Below are 20,881 nucleotides of genomic sequence, written 5' to 3' on the forward strand. Positions count from 1 at the left end.
CTACCCGGTCACCGGCTTCCCGATCTCGACCTTCGCCACGCACACCGGCGCGCCCGCGCTCGACAGCTGCAGGCCGATGTGGTCGAAGAGGCCGTCCACCGGCAGGTACAGCGAGTGCAGCCCGGCCTGGAACCACACCGGCGTCCGGTCCACCAGGCCTTCGCCGCCGTCGGAGGTGAAGTAGTCGATCTTCAGCAGGTGCCGCCCCAGCACCGGTGTGTCGAGCGGGACGCGCACCTGGGTCTGGCCGACCGTGTACCCGCAGTTCGGCACCGGCCCCGGCACCCCACGGGATTCCGCGGCCACCCCGGTGATCGGGTGCGGCGTGCCGGTGGCGTCGAGCAGGTGCATCCGGTTCGTCGGCTGGTCGAAGTGCGTGCCGGGCACCAGGCCGGCCACCCGGGACGCCTGCGAATCCGCGCCGAACCACTCGTGGACCACATCGGACGGCACGAACGTGTCGTAGAAGACCAGATCCGGGTCCTCGGCGACGGCCGCCCGGACGTTTCCGAGGTACTGCGCGGAATGGCCGAACCGCAGCGCCGGCGCGAGCCGCGAAAATCCCACCCCGGAACCGACGAGCAAAAGCACGCACACGGCTAGCGCGATCGGCCGTTCACGCTTTCCGCCGGACGGACCAATTTCGCCGGGCGGCAGAAACGCGAACGCCCCACAAAGGGCGGCCACGAGCGCCAGTTCGGCGAGGTACCTCGGATCGTCGCCGGCGGCCGGGCCGACTTCACGCAGCCGCGTCGACGCCAGCAGCCCGACGTCCACCGCGAAGAGCAGCCCGAGCAGCGCCCACGCCCGCCAGGCCCGGCGCCCGCCCACGCGCGCGCCGCCGGCCAGCAGCGCCAGTGCCGCGGCGAACAGCACGACCACGACCGCGAACGGCGACGGCGCCCAGGTCGCGCCCGGGCCCGGCCCGGACCACGGCCCGCCGGCCAGCCCGGGCAGGAAGGTGTCGCCGAGCATCCGGCCGGTCAGGTCGGCGACGGTCCCGGCGGTCATCGGCGGACCGCCGGCGGTCACCTGGCTCGAGGTCAGGGCGAGGTAGGTCACGACGAACGCGACGAGCAGCGCCGCGTGCCCCGCCCAGTAGCGCCACCGCTCCCGGAAGGACTGTCCGAGCAGGACGGTCACCCCGGCGAGCAGCACCGGGACCACGACGGCCTTTTCGTAGAACGCGAAACCGAAGAGCGTCCAGGCGAACGTGCCGATCCACCACCGGCCGCCCTCGCGCAGGTAGCGGACGTGCCAGTACAACGCCCCGACGGCCGCGAGCACCACCGGGACGATCTGGATGCCGTAGGCCCACCACAGCGTCGGGACCAGCAGCAGCGTCGAGGCCGTGAAGACGGTGAACGGCACCAGGATCGCCCAGCGGCGGCCGAAGCAGCGCGCGAGCAGGCACCAGAACAGCACGGTCGCGCCCGCCCGCATCAGCAGCAGCGGCGCCACGAGCAGCGGGAAGTTCAGCGGCGCCGACCACGTCAGCACCGCCACGACGAAGAACCCGCCGGGGCTCAGGTGCCCGTGGTAGTCCTGGAACAGGAACCCGAGGTCGAACGGCCCGGCCACGGCGGCCCGGTAGGTCATGATGAAGTCGTCCTGCGAGAAACTCCCGTGCAGCGCCGCCCAGGCGTGGAACGCGAACGGCACGACGCCGGCGACGAACGCCGCCAGCACCAGGGCCGTGGGTCTCCGGAGCGCCCGTGGCGCCGGCTTTTCCGTCAGCTGCAGCACGGGTTCCTCACTTCTTGCAGGCCGGCGGCTGGCACATGAGCGTGCTCAGCGCCTGGTAGAAGACGTCGGAGATCTTGCGCGGGTCCGGCGTGGTGAACGACTCGCCGCCGGTGGCGGCCGAGACCTGCTTCAGCTCGCTCGCGTCGATGTCGGGGCCGATGCCGATCCCGATCACCGGCAACGGTTTCCGCGGGTCCTGCAGCCGGGCCAGCTCCGCGAGCAGGCCGGGCAGCCCGACGGAGTCGCTGTCCTCGTTGCGGCCGTCGGTCAGCACGACGACGACGTTGATCCGGCCGAGCTGCCAGTTCTGCCGCGCGTTCTGGTACGCGGCGAGGATCGAGTCGTACAGCCCGGTCGCGCCGCCGGCCTTCGGCTTGACCGCCTGCAGCGTCGCCACCCCACCACCGGCGAGCTGTTCCGCGATCGACCGCATCGGCAGCAGTTCCCGGTAGTCCTTGGCGCCGTCGAGCTTGGTGGAAAACAACCACAGGCCGATTTCCGTCGTCGGCTTGAACAACCCGAGACCCTGCGTCGCGGCTTCCAGGGTGAGCGCCATCCGGCTCCGGCCGGTGCCGGGGACGGTGGCGGCCATCGAGCCGGAGACGTCGAGCAGGACCTGGACGCGGGCGCTGAGGTTCGCCCCGGCCCACGCCTGCAGCACGCCGTACATCGCGTCCGGCGCGGGCGGCCGGGCCGGGCGCGGCGCGGCGTCCGTGCGGGTGTCGCGCGGCCGGTCGCCGAGCAGCTGCCCGGACGGCGTCCGGAATCCGGCGTCGGCGAACGTCTTCGTGGCGGTCTGGTCGAGCAGCAGCCGCAGGAACCGCTCGGCCGCCGACCGCGAAGCCTCCGACGCGCGCGGAAGCACGACGTACGGGTAGTCGAGGCTGGGCACGCCGGCCGCCGGGTACGCGGCGACGAGCTCGCGCGCCAGCACGGACTGTTCCGACGCCGGCGACGCGGTGAAGGGTTCCTTGACCGCGGAGAGCTTGCGGATCTCCTCGGTGAACGCCGCAGCGGGGTCGGGCGCGTCCTTGGTCACCTGCTGCAGGCCGATCAGCGCGGCGATGCCGGCCGGGTCGCGGCTCGGGTCGGGCAGCCCGACCGGGCTTCCCGCGAGGACGTCCGACCAGGACGGTGACTTTCCCGGCCAGCCGGCCTGTTTCGCGACCTCGTCGGTCAGGGCCAGCACGACCGGCGAACTCGCCACCGACTGGCCGGACTCGGGCAGGTTCCACGCGCCGCCGTCGCGGGCCTGCAGCAGCCGGCTGCTCGACTCCGGCACCCAGACGTCGGGACCGTTCGCGCCGTTGGTTTCCAGTGCCGCCGCGGTGGCCGCCGACGCGGCCGCCGTGACCTCGACGGTGTAGCAGTCCGGCGCCGGCACGGTCCGGGCGAGCGTGGTGAGCACCGGCGCGACGTCCGGCGCCGCGGTGATGTGGACGGGCGTGGTGGTGTCGCAGCCGCCGGCGGCGAGGCGGTCGCGCAGGTAGTCGACGCCGGCCCAGGCGAGCAGGGCGACCACGAGCAGCACGCTCAGGACGACGACCCGCGCGTCGATGCGCCGGGATCGCGCCGGGTGTGCCGCCATGCACGCACCTTCCGTCATGAAGTCCTGGCAGCTTGCCAGCCGGGTGAGCGGGAAGCCAGACCCGATAGCGGAAAGTCACCATCGCCGCGTGATCCCGTGGTGAAGGAATTGCGCGGTGCGGCCGTCTCGGTGACGGTCCGGAACTGCGTAACATTTGCGCTTGACGCCCGTCCCACATGGGTAACAGCACGATGGCGAGTCGCGGAGACGATTTCGCTGTCCCCGAAACGGCGAACGGCACCGAACGGAGACGCAACCCGTGCGCACGATGTACGACGCGGTCACGGCCGCGAACATCCCCGCCGGCGCGGAGATGGTCGCGGGATACATCGACAAGATCAAACTGGAACCCTGGTCGGCCGCCGACTGGGCACGTTTCCCCAACGCGGTCAAGGTCACGATCGTCAAGAAGGCGAGCACGAACGACGGCCACGTCCTGGACGTCGAACCCGGCGACGCCACCCCGGCCGAAGCGCCGGGCTGGGTCCGGATGCGCCGCGCGGCCGGCGCGGACCCCACGATCTACTGCAACCTTTCGACCTGGCCCTCGGTGCGCTCGGCGTTCTCGTCGGCCGGCGTCGCCGAGCCGCACTACTGGATCGCCCACTACAACGGGGATCCCGCGATCCCCGACGGAGCGATCGCCAAGCAGTACCGCGGGGACGTCGCCCCGGGTTACGACGTCTCGTCCGTCGCCGACTACTGGCCCGGCGTGGACGGAAACGGATCCGCCTCGACTGGAGTGGAGATCATGGAGCGCATCACCGTCACCCCGCCCAACGCCAACCAGAACACGGTGCGCGTGTTCCTGTCCGGCAGCCCCGGCGCGGCGGTCATCATCCGCCCGCGGCTCGGCGGTGACGGGTTTTCGAAGCCGATGTGGGTCGGCGACATCTTCGCCTGGGGCAACGACCACCAGGGCGTCGGCCACAACCCCACGCAGGTCGCGGGCTACAACAACAAGCTGACGTCCCACCGGCGCTACGACCTGCCGGGCGCGGTGTGGGCCGACATCAACTACAGCTCGGCCGACCCCTTCGAGGTCGACATCGTCGGGTAGCGGCAGGTCCGGGGCCGTCCGCGTGTCGGCGGCCCCGGACTCCCCGCCCCGCTGGCAGTATCGCGGCATGGAACGCGTGCTCGGCATCGGTGGGTACTTCATCCGCGCGGCGGACCCGGCGGCACTGGGCGCGTGGTACCGGGACGCCCTCGGCCTCGGCGCCGACGAGCACGGGATGTGGCAGCAGGAGTCCGGGCCCACGGTGTTCGCGCCGTTCGAGGCCGGGACCGACTACTTCGGCGCCCGTTCCCAGCAGACCATGCTCAACTTCCGGGTCCGCGACCTCGACGCGATGCTCGCCCAGCTCCGCGAGAAGGGTGCGGAGGTGGCCGAGGAGACCCAGGACATGGCCGGCGTCGGCCGCTTCGGCTGGGTCACCGATCCGGAAGGCAACCGCATCGAACTCTGGCAACCCGCCTGAAGCGCCCCAATGTGGCCTTCGGTGCGTCTGACGCACCCAAGGCGGCCTTCGGTGCGTCAGACGCAACCAAGGCCACATTGGGGCGCTGGGGGGGGCGGAGCGTCGGTCAGGCGGGTGGGAGTGCGCGGCAGAGCGCGTCGATCGCCGCCGGGTACGCGTGTTCGGGCGGCGTCGCGTAGCCGACCACCAGTCCGTCCATTGTGGACATCGCGGTGCCCGGGTGCCGGAAGGCAGCCAGGCCGTCCAGCGCGAGTCCTTGCCACGCCGCGGCTTTCACCGCGGACGGCTCGCTGCCGGACGGCAACCGCAGCACCGCGTGCAGGCCGGCGGCGACACCGGTCGGCACCACGTGCGGCGCCCGCTCGGCCAGCGCCTCGACGAGCAGGTCGCGACGCCGCCGGTACCGCTGGCGCATGCGCCGGATGTGCTTGTCGTACCCGCCGGATTCCAGGAACTCCGCCAGCGTCAGCTGATCCAGCACGCCGGCCCACGCCTCGCGCTCGCCCTTCACCGCCAGCACGGCGTCGACGAGGCGCTCCGGCAGCACCAGCCACCCGAGCCGCACCGCCGGTGAGAGGCTCTTGCTCACCGACCCGGCGTAGACGACGTGCTCGGGGTCGAGGCCCTGGACCGCGCCGACCGGCTTGCGGTCGTAGCGGAACTCGCCGTCGTAGTCGTCCTCGATGAGCAGGCCGCCGGTCGCGCGGACGTGGTCGATCACCGCGGTGCGGCGGTCGTGGTGCAGCGGGCCGCCGGTCGGGAACTGGTGCGCGGGCGTCAACAGCACCGCCGGCACGTCCAGCTCGCCGACCCGCGCGCCTTTTTCGTCCAGGGCAAGGGGAACCGTCTCGACGCCGGCCGCGGCGAGGATCGAACGGTGGAACGCGAGACCGTACGCCTCGACGGCGAGCGGGCCGCGCAGGACCGCCGGGAACAGCAGCCGCAGCGCGTGCGCGAACCCCGAGCACACCACGATCCGCTCCGGCGACGTCCGCACGCCGCGGGCCCGCGCGAGGTAGCCGGCCAGTGCCTCCCGCAGTTCGCGCCGGCCGCGCGGGTCGCCGGGCCCGAAGGCGTCGTGCGGGGCGACGGCCAGCGCGCGGCGCGCGGCGGCAAGCCATTCCGGGCGCGGGAACGACGTCGCGTCCGGCCGGCCCTGCCGCAGGTCGTACCGCGGTGCCGGAACGCCCGGCGCCTTCTTCGGTGTCCGGGCCGCCGGGAGTGGCTCGGCCCGCGAGGCGACGCGCGTGCCGGAGCCCTGGACGGCGGTCAGCCAGCCCTCGGCGACCAGCTCGGCGTAGGCGTCGGCGACGGTGTTGCGCGCCAGCCCGAGGTCGGCGGCCAGCGACCGGTACGGCGGGAGCCGGGTGCCCGGGGCGAGCCGTCCGGTGCGGACGGCGTCGCGCAGCGCCGTGATGAGCGCGGCCCGCCTGCCGCCGGCGCCCGCCAGCTCCAGGTGGAGGTCGACTCCGGAATTGACCCACGAATCCGCCACGGAAATGCACCCTACACAGAGGTCAACCGCGCCCTAGATTTCTGGTCATGACGAACTCCCGCCTGAACTTCGCCAAGTCCGCCCCGAAGGCCTTCAAGGCCCTGATCGGCTTCGACGCCGCCGCCCGCGCCGGCCTGGACCCCGCACTGGTCGAGCTGGTCCAGATCCGCGCGTCGCAGCTCAACCGCTGCGCCTACTGCCTGCACATGCACACCTCGGACGCCCGCAAGGCCGGCGAGAGCGAGGAGCGGCTGCACCTGGTGGCCGTGTGGCGGGAAGCGGGTCCTTTCTTCAGCGAAAAGGAACAGGCCGCGCTGGCCTTGACCGAAGCCGTCACGCTGGTCTCCGGCGGCGTCCCCGACGACGTCTACGCCCGGACGGCCGGTCGGTTCGGCGAGGAAGAACTGGCCCAGCTTCTCGCGCTGATCTTCACCATCAACACGTGGAACCGCATCGCCATCACCACGGCGAAGGTGCCGGGCACGGACGAGCGGGCCGCCTGAATGCCCCTGAAGGCCACCATGAGGGCATCCAGTGCCCTCATGGTGGCCTTCAGGGGCTTGCGTCAGTCCGCGAGAGCCAGCAGGTCCTCCGGCTCCGAGGCCGCCGGCTCTTCGGTGACCGGCTGCTTGCGGGCGGCCAGGCCGCTGATCGCGATCAGCAACCCCAGCACCGCGATGCCGGTGACCACGCTCAACGCCGGCGTCAACCCGGTGAGCAGCGCCGCCGGGGAGGCCTCGCGGCCGCCGTTGGCGGTCAGGACCGCCGTCACCACCGCGAGCCCGATCGCGCCGCCCACCTGCAGCGACGTGTTCAGCAGGCCGCCCGCGAGCCCCTGCTCGCTGTCCGCGATCCCGGCCGTGGCCTGGATGTTGAGCGAAGAGAACGCCAGCGTGAAGCCGATGCCGAGCAGGATCATGCTGGGCAGCACGAACGCCGCGTACCCCGAGTGCTCGTCCACCCGCAGGAACAGCGCGTAGCCGATGACGTGCGCGACGACGCCGGCGAAGATCGTGCGCGGGGTGCCGATCCGGTCGATCAGCGGCTCGATGCGCGGCGAGCCGAACGCCACGATCAGCGCCGCCGGCAGGAAGCCGAGCGCCGTCTGCAGCGCCGACCAGCCGAGCACCCGCTGCAGGTACAGCATCACGACGAACTGGAACCCGATGTACGCGCCGAAGAACAGCGCGCCGCCGAGGTTCGCGCGGGCCAGCGGGCCGGCGCGGAGGATGCCCAGGCGCAGCAGCGGGTGGGGACTGCGCTTCTCGATGACCACGAACGTCACCAGCAGGGCGAGCGCGACGGCGAACGTGATCAGCGTGCGCGGTGCGGCCCAGCCGACCTCGGGCGCCTCGACGACGCCGAACACCAGCAGCAGCGAGCCGGCGGCGCCGGTGATGGCGCCCGGGAAGTCGTAGCCGCGGCCTTCTTCCCGCCGATAGGCCGGGATCAGCTTCCACGCGGCGGCGAACGCGACCAGGGCGATCGGCGCGGGCAGCAGGAACGTCCAGCGCCAGCCGACCTCGGTCAGCAGGCCGGAGAACACGAGCCCGGCGGAGTACCCGCTCGCCCCGAACACGGCGAAGATGCTGATCGCCTTGTTGCGGGCCGGGCCCTCCTGGAACGTCGTGGTGATGATGGACAGCGCGGCCGGGGCGGTGAACGCGGCGGCCAGGCCCTTGATGAAGCGGCTCGCGATGAGCAGCGCGCCGTCGTCGACGAGCCCGCCGAGCAGCGAGGCCAGCGCGAACACGGCGACGGCGACGAGGAACACGCGGCGGCGGCCGAGCAGGTCGGCGGTGCGCCCGCCGAGCAGCAGCAGCCCGCCGTAGCCCAGGACGTAGCCGCTGACGACCCATTGCAGCGCGTTGGTGGACAGGCCGAGGTCGGCCTGGATGGCGGGGAGCGCGACCCCGACCATCGACACGTCGAGCGCGTCGAGACCGATGACGATCGAAACGGTGAGCAGGACACCCCAGAGACGTGCGTCCCACCGGGTCGAGGTGGTGGACAAGGACACGGAAGAACTCATGTCGGCGACAGTACATGCACACGCATCTAATGTCTAAGCATTTAATGCGTTTGCATCTGATGCCCGTGCATGCTAAGTTGGTCGCCGTGAGCGACGTCGCCGAGCAGGGCCTGGTCCAGGAGTGGCACGAGTTGCTGGCCCGCTACTCGGCCGTGTTCACCACGCTCGAGTGCCGCCTGCAGGAGCGCCACGGGATCGGCGCGAACGAGTTCGAGGCCCTGGAACGGCTCGCGACCTGCGACTTCAAGTGCCGCTCGGCCGACCTCACCGGAGCCATCCACCTCAGCCAGAGCGCCACCTCGCGGCTGGTCGCCCGCCTCGAGAAGGAGGGCCTGGTCGAGCGCGCGCTGTGCGAGGTGGACCGGCGCGGCATCTTCGTCACCCTCACCGACGCCGGCCGGGAGAAGTACCTCGCGGCCAAGCGGACGCACCGCGAAGTGCTCAACGAAACCCTGCGCTGACGCGTCAGCCCACAGGCCCCTCGGCCGCCGTCACCTGGAGCTGCTGCTGACCGCCGGCGGCGCTGGTGACCGTCAGGGTCAGCTTGTCGCCCGGGTGGTGGGTGTCCATCACGTTCGTCAGCGTCGTCGCCGAGTCGATCGCCGTGCCGTCGATGGCGGTGATCACGGCCCCGGCCGCGAGGCCTGCCTGCTGCGCCGGGCCGCGGGCGACGACCTCGCGGACCTGGGCGCCCTGCCCCTGCGCGTCCGACACCGAGACGCCGATGAACGCCGTCTTGCCGATGTGGATCTTGTCGGACGCGGTGCCCGCGACGATCCGGTGCGCGATGTCGACGGCCTGGTTGATCGGGATGGCGAAGCCCTGACCACCGGCACCGCTGCGGCGGCCGTTGAGCTGGTACCCGGTGGACGCGGCGGTGTCGACGCCGATGACCTGTGCGTTCGCGTTGACGAGCGGGCCGCCGGAGTCGCCGGACTCGATGTTCGCGCGGACCTGGATCAGCCCGGTGAGCTGCTCGGACGAGCCGCTGGACTCGTCGGAGGCGGTGATCGACTGGTCCAGCGCGGTCACCGTGCCGGGCGCCGGGACGGGGTCGCCGCCGCGGCCGCCGGCGTTGCCGAGGCCGAGGATCTGGTCGCCCACCTTGACGGTGGACGAGTCGCCGATGCTCGCGGTGGGCAGGCCGGACGCGTCTTCGAGCTGCAGGACCGCGATGTCTTCGCTGCGGTCGTAGCCGACGACTTCAGCCTTGTACGTGTCCCCGGTGCCGATGCTGGTGACCTTGATGCTGGTCGCCCCGGCGACGACGTGGTTGTTCGTCAGCACCTCGCCGTCCGCGGTGAGCACGATCCCGGTGCCGGCCGCGGCGGCGCCCTGCAGGCCGAGCTCGGTGTTGATGTTGACGATGGCCGGGTTGACCTTCGCGGCGACGGCGTCGGCGTCGAGTGCCGTGGCCGACGCGCTGGGCTGCCCGGAGTAGCCGAAGTTCTGGTTGCCGCCGGCGGTGGAGCTGTTCGAGGCGGAGATGAAGTGCCCGATGCCGAGCCCGGCGACCACGGCGAGGGCGACCGCGACGACGGCGAAGGTCAGGGCCCGCAGCGGACGCCTGCGCGGCGGCTGCGGGACGGGCGGCGGGTAGCCGTAGCCGTGCGGGGCGCCCTCGTGGCCGTAGAAGCCCTGGGGCTGGGTGTACTGCGGAGGCGGGTACGGGCGGCCCCACTGGTCACGGGCCTGGCCGTACGGCTGCTGCCCGTAGTACTGCTGGTCGTGGGGCTGCTGCCCGTAGTACTGCTGCTGGTCGTGGGGCTGCTGCCCGTAGTAGCCCTGACCCTGCGGGTAGTCGCCCTGGCCGTAGCCGTACGGGTACTCGCCGCCGCCCCGCGGTCCTCGTTCGTACTCGCTCATGCACAGCTCCAGCCCTCGACAAGCCTCCGGCCGTTCCAGGAAACGCCTGGTTCCTGAGAATTTCCTGGCGCGCTTCCATGGAGTTGCTGTGGATGTACCCGAGGAGCCCCGGCCGGCATGCCGACGTGATCGAAGTTACGCCGCGCCCACCTGACGGGGGCTCATCGCCGGATCCGGTCCATGCCGGGGTCGACCAGCGGCTCGGCGGCCACGGTGGCCGCGACCCGGCGGCCGAAGTACTCGATCTCGACGCCGCTGCCGACGTCCGCCGACGCCGGGAGCCAGGCGTAGGCGATCGGCCGGCCGATCGTGTAGCCGTAGGCCGCGCTCGTGACGTAGCCCGAAGCGACCCCGTCGACGAACACCGGTTCCTTGCCCAGCACGACCGTGCGGCCGTCGTCGATCGTCAGGCACCGCAGCCGCCGTGACGCGGTGTCTTCACTGCGGCCTTCGATCGCCGCCCGTCCGAGGAAGTCGCCCTTGGCCGGCCGCACCGCGAAGCCGACACCGGCCTCGTACGGGTCGTGTTCGGTCGTCATGTCGGTGCCCCACAGCCGGTAGCCCTTCTCCAGCCGCAGGCCGTTGAAGGCGGCTCGTCCGGCCGCGATGACGCCCAGCGACTGCCCGGCCGCCCACAGCGCGTCCCACAGCCGCAGTCCGTTGTCCGCGCTCGTGTAGATCTCCCAGCCGAGTTCGCCCACATAGGACAGTCGCATCGCGACGACCGGCACCCCGGCGATCCGCGCCTGGCGGGCCCGGAAGTACTTCAACCCGGCGTGCGAGAAGTCTTCCCGGCTCAGCGGCTGCACGAGGTCACGCGCGAGCGGCCCCCAGACGCCGACGCAGCACGTCCCGCCGGTGATGTCGCGGATCTGCACCCCGGGAGGCGCGTGCTTCACGAGGTGGTCGACGTCGATGTTCCCGTTGATCCCGGCCTGGAAGCGCTCCGGTCCGAGCCGCGCCACGGTGACGTCGCTGCGGATGCCGCCCGCGTCGTCCAGCATCAGCGTGTAGGTGACCGACCCGACGGATTTCTCCAGCTGGTTCGTGGTCAGTGACTGCAAGAACGCCAGTGACCCGCTTCCGCTGACCTCGACGCGCTTCAGCGGCGTCATGTCGTACAGCGCCACACCGTTGCGCGTGTGCCACGCCTCGGCCGCCGCGATCGGCGAGTGGAACTGCGCCGACCACGCGTCCCGCGCCGGCGGGAGCCAATCGTGCGGAAGCTTCTTCAGCAGCGGCGCGTTGGCCTCGAACCAGTGCGGCCGTTCCCAGCCCCCCGCCTCCAGGAACACCGCCCCCAGCTCGCGCTGCCGCACGTGGAACGGCGAAACGCGCAGGTCGCGCGGGGAAAGCCTGGGCTGCAACGGGTGCAGGATGTCGTAGACCTCGGCGAAGTTCTGCTGCGAAGTCTCGCTCACGTACGACGGCGCGAGCTGGACGTCCTCGAAGCGGTGGACGTCGACCTCGTGCAGGTCCGTCTCGGAATGCCCGTCGACCAGCAGCTCGGCGACGGCCTTGGCGATGCCCGCGGAGTGCGTCACCCACACCGCTTCGGCGAGCCAGAACCCGCGGACGTCGGCGGACTCCCCGACCAGCGACTGACCGTCCGGGGTGAACGAGAAGATCCCGTTGAAGCCCTCCTCGACCTTGGTCTGCCGCAGCGCGGGCAGGAGCAGCTTGCTCTCCTCCCACGACGGCGCGAAGTCGTCTTCGGTGAAGGGCAGCATCGACGGCATCGCCGTCTCCGTCACCGACGGATCCAATGTGGACTCGTCGACCGGCATCGGCCGGTGCGCGTAGGAGCCGATGCCGATCCGGTCGGCGTGCTCGCGGAAGTACAGGTCCTGGTCCTGGTGGCGTAGGATCGGCAGGCTCGCTTCGACCTCCTCGGTGGTGTGCCCGACGAGCTCCGCGACCTGCCCGGTCTTCACGTACTGGTGGGCCAGGGGCAGCAACGGCACGTCCATGCCCACCATCGCGCCGATCTCCCGGCCCCAGAACCCCGCGCACGACACGACGACGTCCGCGGGGAAGTCGCCCTGGTCGGTCCGGACGCCGGTGACGCGCCCCCCTTCCTGGAGGACATCGGTGACACGCGTCGAGCCGACAAAACGAGCACCCCGCGCCGAAGCCCGCTCAGCGAGCACGGCCACCGCCTTCGCCGCCCGGGCCAGCCCGTCGGTCGGGGTGTGCAGCGCGCCGAAGACCTGCGAGCCGTCGAGCAGCGGCCAGCGCCGGACGCACTCGCCGGTGTCGATGAGGGAACCCGGGACGCCCCAGGACTGCGCCCAGCCGTGCTTGCGCTTGAGGTCCTCCCAGCGCGCCGGCGTCGTCGCGACCTCCATGCCGCCGACCTGGAGGAAACAGTCCAGCTCCAGGAACTTCGAGACGGTGTACTTCGCGAACTCCGTCATCGCCTTGGACGCGTTCGTCTGGAACACCAGGCCGGGCGCGTGCGACGTCGACCCGCCGGTGCGCGGCAGCGGGCCCTGGTCGAGCACGGTGACGTCGGCCCAGCCGCGGGCGGTCAGCTCGTCGGCCAGGTTCGCGCCGACGATGCCGGCGCCGATGATCACGACTTTCGGTGCGGTCATGGCGAACTCCTTCTACCGGAATACGACGGTGCTGTTGCCGTTGAGCAGGACGCGGCGTTCGCAGTGCCACCGCACCGCGCGGGAGAGGGCGAGGGCTTCGGCGTCACGGCCGACGGTCACGAGCTCGCGCGGCGAGTGGGTGTGGTCGACGCGCTGGACCTCCTGCTCGATGATCGGACCCTCGTCGAGGTCGGGGGTGACGTAGTGCGCGGTCGCGCCGACGTACTTGACGCCGCGGTCGTAGGCCTGGTGGTAGGGCTTGGCGCCCTTGAAGCCGGGCAGGAACGAGTGGTGGATGTTGATCGCGCGGCCTTCGAGCTTCTGGCACAGCTCGTTGGACAGCACCTGCATGTACCGGGCGAGCACGACGAGGTCGGCCTGGTACTCCCCGACCAGGTCGAGCAGCCGCTGCTCGGCCTCCGGCTTGGTCTCCGCCGTGACGGGCACGTGCACGAACGGGACGCCGGCCGCCTCGGCCATCGGCCGCAGGTCTTCGTGGTTGGACACGACGACGGCGATGTCCGCGCCGAGGCTGCCCGCGCGCCAGCGGAACAGCAGGTCGTTGAGGCAGTGCCCGAACTTCGACACCATCACGAGGATCCGCGGCGGCGTCCCGTCGGAGAACCCGAACTCCATCCCGAAGTCGCCGGCCACCGGCGCGAATGCCCGCGTGAGATCGTCCACTGTGGCCGGCCCCGGGCAGGTGAACGACGTGCGCAGGAACAGCGAGCCGCGGACGTCGTCGTCGAACTGCTGGTGCTCGACGATGTCGCAGCCCTGCCCGACGAGGAACGTCGTGACGGCGTGCACGATGCCGGAGCGTTCCGGGCACTTGAGCGTCAGGGTGAAGGTCACGAGACGTACTCCAGGCTCGCGTCGGCCAGCCACGCCGCGAAGTAGTTCGCGAACGACTGGCGGACGAGGATCGTGAAGCCCTCTTCCCGCACCATCAGCACGATCCCGGTGCGCGCGAACAGCGTCTGCACGCAGGTGCCGGGCGGCGACACCGCCGGGTCGAGGTCGATCGAGCACCCGTGCGCCAGCACATCCCGCGCGTGCTCCCCGGTCAGCCGCACGACGTTGCGCTGACACGACACGTCCACCACGGCCAAAACCGCACTTTCACGTGAAAGTGCGGCCTCCAGGTCGGCACTTTCACGTGAAAGCGCCGGTCCCAGGACGAGGTACTCGTCGGGGCCCATCCAGAGGATCTCGATGTCACGGCCGGTGGTGAAGGTGCATGGGGCGGGCAGGGCGACGCCGAGGAGGGTGTCGCCGTCGCGGAGGCGGACGGTGAGCTGGGTGCGGAACGGTTCTTCGACCGCGTCAACCGTCACGGCGGGCTCCTTCCTTGTCGAAGAGCACGGATTCGGTCACCGTCACCGGCACCACCTGGTCGCCGACCGGCACGTAGAGCGTTTCGCCGACGCGCTCACGCCCGGAGCGCACCAGAGCCAGGGCGAAGGACCGGCCCAGCGCGGCGCTGTCGTAGCTGGAGGTGACGTGGCCGAGCATCCGCACCGGCGGCTCGGGCACCACTTCCGATTCGATGATCTGGGAGCCTTCCGGCAGGAGCACCGACGGATCCACCGGGAGCAAACCGACCAGCTGCTTGCGGTCGGGGCGGTTGTTCTCGGCGCGGGCGAAGGACCGCTTGCCGAGGAAGTCCGCCTTCTTCTTGGACACCGCCCACGACATGCCGAGGTCCTGCGGCGTCACCGTGCCGTCGGTGTCCTGGCCGATGATCGGGTAACCCTTCTCGGCGCGCAGGACGTGCATGGTCTCGGTGCCGTACGGCGTGGCGCCCGAGTCCACTATGGACTGCCAGAGCGCGAGCCCGTACCACGACGGGACGTTGATCTCGTAGGCCAGCTCGCCGGAGAAGCTGATCCGGCAGACGCGGGCGGCGATTCCGGCGACTTCGGCGTCCTGCCAGGTCATGAACCCGAAGGCCTCGTTGGAGACGTCGAGGTTCGGCGCCAAGCGACCCAGGACTTCCCGGGACTTCGGCCCGACCAGGGGGATCGTGGCCCAGTGCTCGGTGACCGACGTCGCGAAAACCTCGAGGTGCGGCCACTCCGTCTGCAGCCACTCCTCCATCCAGTCGAGGACCATCGCCGCGTTGCCGGTCGTGGTGGTGACGAGGAAGCGCTCCTCGCCGACACGGATGACCGTGCCGTCGTCGATCACCATGCCGTCGACGCCGCACATCACGCCGTAGCGGATCCGGCCGACCTTGAGGGTGCTCATCATGTTCGTGTAGAGCATGTCGAGGAACCAGCCGGCGTCCGGGCCCTGGACGTCGATCTTGCCGAGAGTGGACCCGTCCATGACGGCCACGTCGTTGCGCGCCGCACGGCACTCGCGCCGGACGGCGTCGTGCATCGACTCGCCCGGTCGCGGGTAGTACCACGGCCGCTTCCACTGGCCGACGTTCTCGAACTCGGCGCCGTGCTCGACGTGCCACGGGTGGATCGCCGTGACGCGCACGGGATCGTGCAGCTCACCGCGGTGCCGTCCGGCCAGCGCCGCGAACGGCACGGGCGTGTACGGCGGGCGGAACGTCGTCGGCCGCTGCGTCGCCAAGTCGACACCGAGAGCTACCGCGGTGATGCCGGCGGCGAGCATGCCGGACGTCTTGCCCTGGTCGTGGGCGGTGCCGATCGTGGTGTAGCGCTTGATGTGCTCCAGCGAGCGCAGCCCGGCGCCGGTGGCACGCAGGACGTCGGACACGGTCGCGTCGCGCTGCTGGTCGACGAACCGCGTATCCACTTCGGACTCCGGCGCGGGCACCTGCCAAAGGATCTTCGCTTCCGGCAGGCCTTCGCCCGCCGCCGCGCCGACCACACTCACGGCCGGCAAGTCGCCGTCCGGGACGTACGCACCCAGCCGGGGGTCGTATCGCAGGGTGCCCCGAGCCTGGCTGTAGAGGTGCACGGCGGGGTTCCAGCCGCCGGACACGAGCAGCAGGTCGCACTCGACCCGCTCCCCCCGCATCTCCCCCAGTTTCGCCACGTGGGCGGCCGTGATGTGGGAGTCGCCGTCGGTGCCGATGACGCCGTAGCCCTCGCGAGCGTCGACGATCCGCACGATCCCGGCGCCGGCGCCGGCCAGGTCGGAGGCGGCGTCGTACGCGCTGTCGTTGGTGGTGAACACGACCACCCGCCGCCCGGCCAGGACGCCGTAGCGGTTCAGGTACGTGCGCGCGGCACCGGCGAGCATGATGCCGGGGCGGTCGTTGTCCGGGAACACGATCGGCCGCTCGTGGGCACCGGTGGCCAGCACGATCCTTCGAGCCCGGATCCGCCACACCCGCTGCCGCGAGATCCGTTCGGGCGCGGCGGGCTCGCCTCGGCGCTCCAAGGCCAGCACGAACCCGTCGTCGTAGATGCCGAACGCCGTGGTGCGCGCGAGGAACCGGACACCCTCCGGAGCTTCGCCGTCGGGCTGGTCGTCCACGAGCAGGACCCGGCCCTCGGCTTCGGCCGCGGCGGCGCGCCCGGCGGGTCCGGCGCCGATGACCAGGACGTCACAGTGGGCGTGCTTGGCGTCGTACCGCGCCGGGTCCGGTTCGGTGGCAAGCCGGCCCTGACCGCGCAGGCCACGGGCCTCCAGGCCGTCGTACAGCTCGACGGTGGTGGCCGACAGCATCGGTTCCGGGAACGGCGCTTCGATCTGGACGAGGGCGTTCGAGTCCTCGACGCCGGCCGCGACGATGCCGCGCGGCCGACCGTAGGTGATGCTGGTCGCGACCTGGCGGATGCCGTTGGCCAGCAACGCGGAAGCCAGGGTGTCGCCGAGGAAACCGGTCAGCTCGCGGCCGTCGAAGGTGAACTTGAGCGGGACGCCGGACAGCCGGGTCATGAGATCACCGGCCTGGGCTCGTCCAGGCGGTAGACCGCCAGGAGGTCGTGGGTGCGCGTGTCGCGGACGGCGTTGAACCACCGGCGGCAGCCCGCGGAGTGGCTCCAGCGCTCGGCCAGCGGCCCGCTGGGGTTGGCGCGGAAGAAGACGAACTTGGCCCAGTCCTCATCGGACAGTGCGGCGGGGTCTTCGGGGTAGGCGACGTGGGCTTGGCCGCCGTAGTGGAACTCGGCCTCTTCGCGTGGCCCGCACCACGGGCAGGGAATCAGTTGCATCAAAGCTCCTAATGCGCGACGGCGGCGGCGCCGTGTTCGTCGACGAGGGCACCGGTGGTGAACCGGTCGAGGCTGAACGGCTCGGCGTACTCGTGCGGCTTGCCGCGCGCGATGGTGGCCGCGAAGACGTCACCGACCCCCGGCGTGGCCTTGAAACCGCCGGTGCCCCAGCCGCAGTTGAGGAACAGGTTCTCGACCGGGGTGAGCCCGACGATCGGCGACGCGTCCGGGCTGACGTCGACGATCCCGGCCCACGTCCGCAGCAGGTGCGCCCGCGCGAACACCGGGAACAGCTCCAGCGCGGCGGCCATCTGCTCCTCGATGATGTGGAACGAACCGCGCTGGCCGTAGCCGCTGTAGCTGTCGATGCCGGCGCCCATCACGAGTTCGCCCTTGTGCGCCTGGGAAACGTAGACGTGCACGGCGTTCGACATGACGACCGTCGGGTGGATCGGCTCCAGCAGCTCGGACACCAGCGCCTGCAACGGGTGCGACACGAGCGGCAGGTCGAGGCCCACCATCTTCGCCAGCACCGACGAGTGCCCGGCGGCGCACAGCGCGACCTTGCCGGCGGCGATCCGGCCCCTCGACGTCTCGACCGCGGTAACTCGGCCGTTCACCGTCGAGATGCCGGTGACCTCGCAGTTCTGGATGAGGTCGACCCCCATTTCGTGGGCGGCGCGGGCGAAGCCCCAGGCCACGTAGTCGTGCTTCGCGATGCCCGCGCGCGGCTGGTAGGTCGCGCCGAGCACCGGGTACCGGACCTCCGGGGCGGTGTTGACGATCGGGCAGAGCTCCTTGACGCCGGCCGCGTCCACCCATTCGGCGTCGATGCCGTTGAGCTTGTTGGCCTCCACACGGCGGACGCTGTCGCGGATGTCCTGCAGGCTGTGCGCCAGGTTCAGCACCCCGCGCTGGCTGAACAGGATCGGGTAGCCGAGGTCCTCTTCGAGGCCTTCCCACAGCTTGAGGGAGTGTTCGTAGATGCCGGAACTCTCGTCCCAGAGGTAGTTGGAGCGGATGATGGTGGTGTTGCGGGCCATGTTGCCGCCCGCGAGCCAGCCCTTCTCCAGCACGGCGACGTTCGTGATGCCGTGCACCTTGGCCAGGTAGTACGCGGTGGCGAGCCCGTGCCCGCCGCCACCCACCACGATCACGTCGTAGGCCGGTTTCGGGTCGGGGTTCTCCCAGAGGTAGTCCGGGTGCTCCGGCAGGATGGTCATCGCGCACCCTTCGTGGTCGACTTCTGATATATCAATCGTCGATGTAGGCTAAGCGGCGTGCACCCACAGGTCAATGCCCCTTCGCTGGCGGAACAGGCGTACGTCTTCATCCGCGACCGGCTGGTCATGCTCGACATCGCGCCGGGCTCCCCCCTCAACGAGGAGGAGCTCGGCAGCGAACTCGGCATGGGCCGGACGCCGATCCGCGAAGCGCTGAAACGGCTGGAGTCCGAACGCCTGGTCGTCGCCTACCCGCGGCGCGGGACGTTCGCCACCGACGTCCACATCTCCGACCTCGCGCACATCTCCGAGGTGCGGCGGACGCTGGAGCCGATGGCCACGGCGGCCGCCGCCGAACGCGCGACCGAGGCCGACCGGGCGGCGCTCACCGAACTGCGCACGCAGCTCGACGCCGGGGTCCCCGCCGGGGACAACGCCGAGCTGCTGCGCACCGACCTCGCCCTGCACCGGGCGATCTACCGGTGCGTGCACAACCCGTTCCTCGAGGACACGCTGATCCGGTACGACAACCTCGCGACGCGGATCTGGTGCGTGTTCGTGCCCCGGCTGTCCGGGATGGCCGGCCACGTCGACGAGCACGTCCCGCTCCTCACCGCGATCATCGAAGGCGACGCCGAGAAGGCCGCCGCGCTCACGCTCGAGCACGTCGCCGGCTTCGAGGCCGCCATCCGGGCGTTGATCTAGACCGCGATTTTCGCGCGGACCCAGTCGTGGAACGCGCCGATGTGGTGCTCGCTGGGCACGAGCACCCCGCCGTTGACGTACGAGCGTGAGTCCATCGCGAGCTGACAGCGTTCGCACGCCTCGAAGTCCTGCAGGTTGACGCGGTGGAACAGCTCGACCGAGCGCGTCAGGTCTTGGCCGGATTCGACGACTCCGGGCAGGTAGAGCCAGTCGCAGCGCACCAGCGTCCGGTCGGGGGCCAGCGGGAACATGCGGTGGAGGATCACGTGGTCCGGAACGAGGTTGACGAAGACGCCCGGCTTGATCGTGATGGCGTAGTACTTGCGGTCCTGGGCTTCGGTGACGCCGGGGAGCCGGTCGACGCCTTCGCCGCCGTCGATGGTGAAGCCCTGGATCTCGCCACCGAACTCGGCGCCGTGGCCGACGTAGTACTGCGCGGCGTACCCGTCCGCGAACTCCGGGAGGACCTCGGTGAGCTCGGGGTGGATCGTCGCGCAGTGGTAGCACTCCATGAAGTTCTCGATGATCTGTTTCCAGTTCGCCTTGACGTCGTACTCGATGCGCTTGCCCAGCGCCAGGCCGTCGATGCCGTAGGCGTCGATCACGTCGGCGCTGCCGAGGCGTTCGGTGACGGCGCCGACGACGGTCTCCTCGAACGACGGCGGCTCGTCGGCCAGGCAGACCCAGGCGTAGCCGAGCCACTCGCGCAGGTGGACCTTCGTCAGGCCGAACTCGGTGCGGTCGACGTCCGGCATGCCGGTGAGGTTGGGCGCGGCGATGAGCTTGCCGTCGAGGCCGTACGTCCAGGCGTGGTACGGGCACTGGAAAGCACGCTTGACGGTGCCGCTTTCGGACGTGCAGAGGCGGGCGCCGCGGTGGCGGCAGACGTTGAGGAACGCGTTCAGCTTCCCGTCCCGCCCGCGCGAGACGAGGACGCTCTCCTTGCCGACCTGGACGGTCTCGAACGACCCGGGACCGGCGAGGTCCGCGCTGCGCACGGCGCAGAACCAGCCGGCCTCGAAGATCTTCGCCTGCTCCAGCGCGAAGACCGCCGGATCGGTGTAGGCGGAGCCCGGCAGGGTGGCCAGCAGGCTCGGCGGGAGATCGGTAGTGGTCACCGGCGTGGTCCTCTCCGCGGATCTGTTCCGGAGTTGCGCAGAACGCGTCTTGTTGCTCACTCCGGAACAGAGTGACTGCAGCCAGGACCGCTGTCAACCCAAGTTTTTCAACGCCCACCACAGGTTTCCGGCATCGCGCGTGATTGAGCGGGCATCACGCGTGATTGGAGGGGCATCACGCGTGATGCCCCTCCAATCACAGGTGATGCCCCTCCAGACACACGTGATGCCCCTTCTGTCACACCGTCGGGCCGTGGATGGCTCGACGGAAGAGGGTTTCGATCTCTTCGCGGGTCGGGCGGGGGTCGGCGAGGGCCGCCTGCATCAGGAGGCCGCAGAACAGGCCGGCCAGCAGACGGCCGGTCAGCGGGTCGGTGCGGGAGCCGAAGAACGCGATGAGCGCCTCGTCCCACGCCGCGCTCGCCTTGCGGAGCGCCGGCCGGTGCAGGGCCGCGACGTAGAGGTCGTACTCGACGACCGTGTCCCGGTACTGCTCGTTGATGTAGCCCATGACCAGGTCGGAGAGGGCCGCGGCGAAGTCGGCGTCCGGCGGGAGCGCCGACTCCCACTCCTTCAAGGCGTGGACGTTCTTCTCGGCCGCCTCGTGCAGGGCCACCTCCAGCAGGTCGTCCAGGGTCGCGAAGTGGTAGGTCGTCGAGCCCAGCGGCACCCCCGCCGCCGCCGCGACCGACCGGTGCGTGACCCCGTCGATCCCCCGCTGGGCGACCACCCCGATCGCCGCCTTGGCGATCCGCGCCCGCCGTTCGGGGTCGTTCGGACCACGGCGCCGCGTCGCGCCGGGTTCGGTTCTCGCCATCGAGCCCCCTTGTGGACATCTGTACACGCTTCGCGTACAAATGTACGCACTCAAGGCACCGAGCAGCCACTACC

At 70.9% G+C, this 20,881-nt stretch carries 18 protein-coding genes; 5 read left to right on the plus strand and 13 right to left on the minus strand.

Going from position 1 to position 20,881, the window contains the following annotated elements; all coding sequences use genetic code 11:
• A complete protein-coding gene (locus ACZ4TR_RS20580) occupies positions 1-1,746 on the minus strand; it encodes a hypothetical protein (RefSeq protein ID WP_465288528.1) in 1,746 nt (581 codons plus the stop codon).
• 7 nt (positions 1,747-1,753) lie between these two features.
• A complete protein-coding gene (locus ACZ4TR_RS20585) occupies positions 1,754-3,334 on the minus strand; it encodes a substrate-binding domain-containing protein (RefSeq protein WP_465288529.1) in 1,581 nt (526 codons plus the stop codon).
• 259 nt (positions 3,335-3,593) lie between these two features.
• On the opposite strand from ACZ4TR_RS20585, the gene ACZ4TR_RS20590 reads away from it, so the two are divergent.
• Positions 3,594-4,394: a glycoside hydrolase family 25 domain-containing protein gene (locus ACZ4TR_RS20590; protein WP_364516888.1), complete on the plus strand. Its 801-nt coding sequence runs from the start codon at positions 3,594-3,596 to the stop codon at positions 4,392-4,394.
• A gap of 67 nt (positions 4,395-4,461) precedes the next feature.
• Entirely contained in the window at positions 4,462-4,815 is a 354-nt protein-coding gene (locus tag ACZ4TR_RS20595) for a VOC family protein (protein ID WP_465288530.1), read from the plus strand.
• A gap of 106 nt (positions 4,816-4,921) precedes the next feature.
• Here ACZ4TR_RS20595 and pdxR read toward each other — a convergent pair whose 3' ends face one another.
• The gene (pdxR, locus tag ACZ4TR_RS20600) at positions 4,922-6,310 is read right to left on the minus strand and encodes a MocR-like pyridoxine biosynthesis transcription factor PdxR (protein WP_465288531.1); all 1,389 of its coding nucleotides are present in this window, start codon (positions 6,308-6,310) and stop codon (positions 4,922-4,924) included.
• A gap of 47 nt (positions 6,311-6,357) precedes the next feature.
• Between pdxR and ACZ4TR_RS20605 the strand changes: the two genes are divergently transcribed.
• Positions 6,358-6,813 (plus strand): carboxymuconolactone decarboxylase family protein, encoded by a 456-nt coding sequence (locus tag ACZ4TR_RS20605; protein ID WP_465288532.1) that lies wholly within the window; start codon positions 6,358-6,360, stop codon positions 6,811-6,813.
• A 62-nt stretch (positions 6,814-6,875) separates the two neighbouring features.
• Here the strand turns inward: ACZ4TR_RS20605 and ACZ4TR_RS20610 are convergent, their stop codons facing one another.
• A complete protein-coding gene (locus tag ACZ4TR_RS20610; protein WP_465288533.1) occupies positions 6,876-8,342 on the minus strand; it encodes an MFS transporter in 1,467 nt (488 codons plus the stop codon).
• A gap of 86 nt (positions 8,343-8,428) precedes the next feature.
• On the opposite strand from ACZ4TR_RS20610, the gene ACZ4TR_RS20615 reads away from it, so the two are divergent.
• The gene (locus ACZ4TR_RS20615) at positions 8,429-8,803 is read left to right on the plus strand and encodes a MarR family winged helix-turn-helix transcriptional regulator (protein ID WP_465288534.1); all 375 of its coding nucleotides are present in this window, start codon (positions 8,429-8,431) and stop codon (positions 8,801-8,803) included.
• A gap of 4 nt (positions 8,804-8,807) precedes the next feature.
• Here ACZ4TR_RS20615 and ACZ4TR_RS20620 read toward each other — a convergent pair whose 3' ends face one another.
• The 7 genes from ACZ4TR_RS20620 to ACZ4TR_RS20650 all read right to left on the minus strand — a co-directional run bounded on the left by ACZ4TR_RS20620 (position 8,808) and on the right by ACZ4TR_RS20650 (position 18,167).
• Entirely contained in the window at positions 8,808-10,208 is a 1,401-nt protein-coding gene (locus ACZ4TR_RS20620; protein ID WP_465288535.1) for a S1C family serine protease, read from the minus strand.
• 161 nt (positions 10,209-10,369) lie between these two features.
• Positions 10,370-12,805 (minus strand): GcvT family protein, encoded by a 2,436-nt coding sequence (locus tag ACZ4TR_RS20625; protein ID WP_465288536.1) that lies wholly within the window; start codon positions 12,803-12,805, stop codon positions 10,370-10,372.
• Between the two features lie 12 nt (positions 12,806-12,817).
• Positions 12,818-13,660 (minus strand): formyltetrahydrofolate deformylase, encoded by an 843-nt coding sequence (gene purU / locus ACZ4TR_RS20630; RefSeq protein ID WP_465288537.1) that lies wholly within the window; start codon positions 13,658-13,660, stop codon positions 12,818-12,820.
• Positions 13,657-14,142 carry a sarcosine oxidase subunit gamma gene (locus ACZ4TR_RS20635; RefSeq protein ID WP_465288538.1) on the minus strand — a complete coding sequence of 162 codons (486 nt, stop codon included), beginning with the start codon at positions 14,140-14,142 and terminating at the stop codon, positions 13,657-13,659. The genes purU and ACZ4TR_RS20635 overlap by 4 nt, the downstream gene beginning before the upstream one ends.
• The gene (locus ACZ4TR_RS20640) at positions 14,132-16,669 is read right to left on the minus strand and encodes a 2Fe-2S iron-sulfur cluster-binding protein (RefSeq protein ID WP_465288539.1); all 2,538 of its coding nucleotides are present in this window, start codon (positions 16,667-16,669) and stop codon (positions 14,132-14,134) included. Before ACZ4TR_RS20640 ends, ACZ4TR_RS20635 begins: the two co-directional genes overlap by 11 nt.
• Complete coding sequence (locus ACZ4TR_RS20645; protein ID WP_284746047.1) at positions 16,666-16,944, minus strand: sarcosine oxidase subunit delta; 279 nt, start codon at positions 16,942-16,944, stop codon at positions 16,666-16,668. Before ACZ4TR_RS20645 ends, ACZ4TR_RS20640 begins: the two co-directional genes overlap by 4 nt.
• 8 nt (positions 16,945-16,952) lie before the next feature.
• Positions 16,953-18,167 (minus strand): sarcosine oxidase subunit beta family protein, encoded by a 1,215-nt coding sequence (locus ACZ4TR_RS20650; RefSeq protein WP_465288540.1) that lies wholly within the window; start codon positions 18,165-18,167, stop codon positions 16,953-16,955.
• 57 nt (positions 18,168-18,224) lie between these two features.
• Here ACZ4TR_RS20650 and ACZ4TR_RS20655 point away from each other — a divergent pair, with 57 nt between their 5' ends.
• The gene (locus ACZ4TR_RS20655; protein ID WP_465288541.1) at positions 18,225-18,872 is read left to right on the plus strand and encodes a GntR family transcriptional regulator; all 648 of its coding nucleotides are present in this window, start codon (positions 18,225-18,227) and stop codon (positions 18,870-18,872) included.
• On the opposite strand, the gene ACZ4TR_RS20660 is transcribed toward ACZ4TR_RS20655, so the two are convergent.
• Both ACZ4TR_RS20660 and ACZ4TR_RS20665 read right to left on the minus strand, forming a co-directional pair.
• Positions 18,869-19,990 carry an aromatic ring-hydroxylating oxygenase subunit alpha gene (locus tag ACZ4TR_RS20660; RefSeq protein WP_465288542.1) on the minus strand — a complete coding sequence of 374 codons (1,122 nt, stop codon included), beginning with the start codon at positions 19,988-19,990 and terminating at the stop codon, positions 18,869-18,871. The genes ACZ4TR_RS20655 and ACZ4TR_RS20660 overlap by 4 nt on opposite strands.
• A 238-nt stretch (positions 19,991-20,228) precedes the next feature.
• On the minus strand, positions 20,229-20,807 hold the full coding sequence (locus ACZ4TR_RS20665) for a TetR/AcrR family transcriptional regulator (protein WP_465288543.1): 579 nt from the start codon (positions 20,805-20,807) through the stop codon (positions 20,229-20,231).
• Positions 20,808-20,881 lie beyond the last annotated feature (74 nt).

The sequence above is a fragment of the Amycolatopsis sp. NPDC028719 genome, assembly GCF_055565395.1.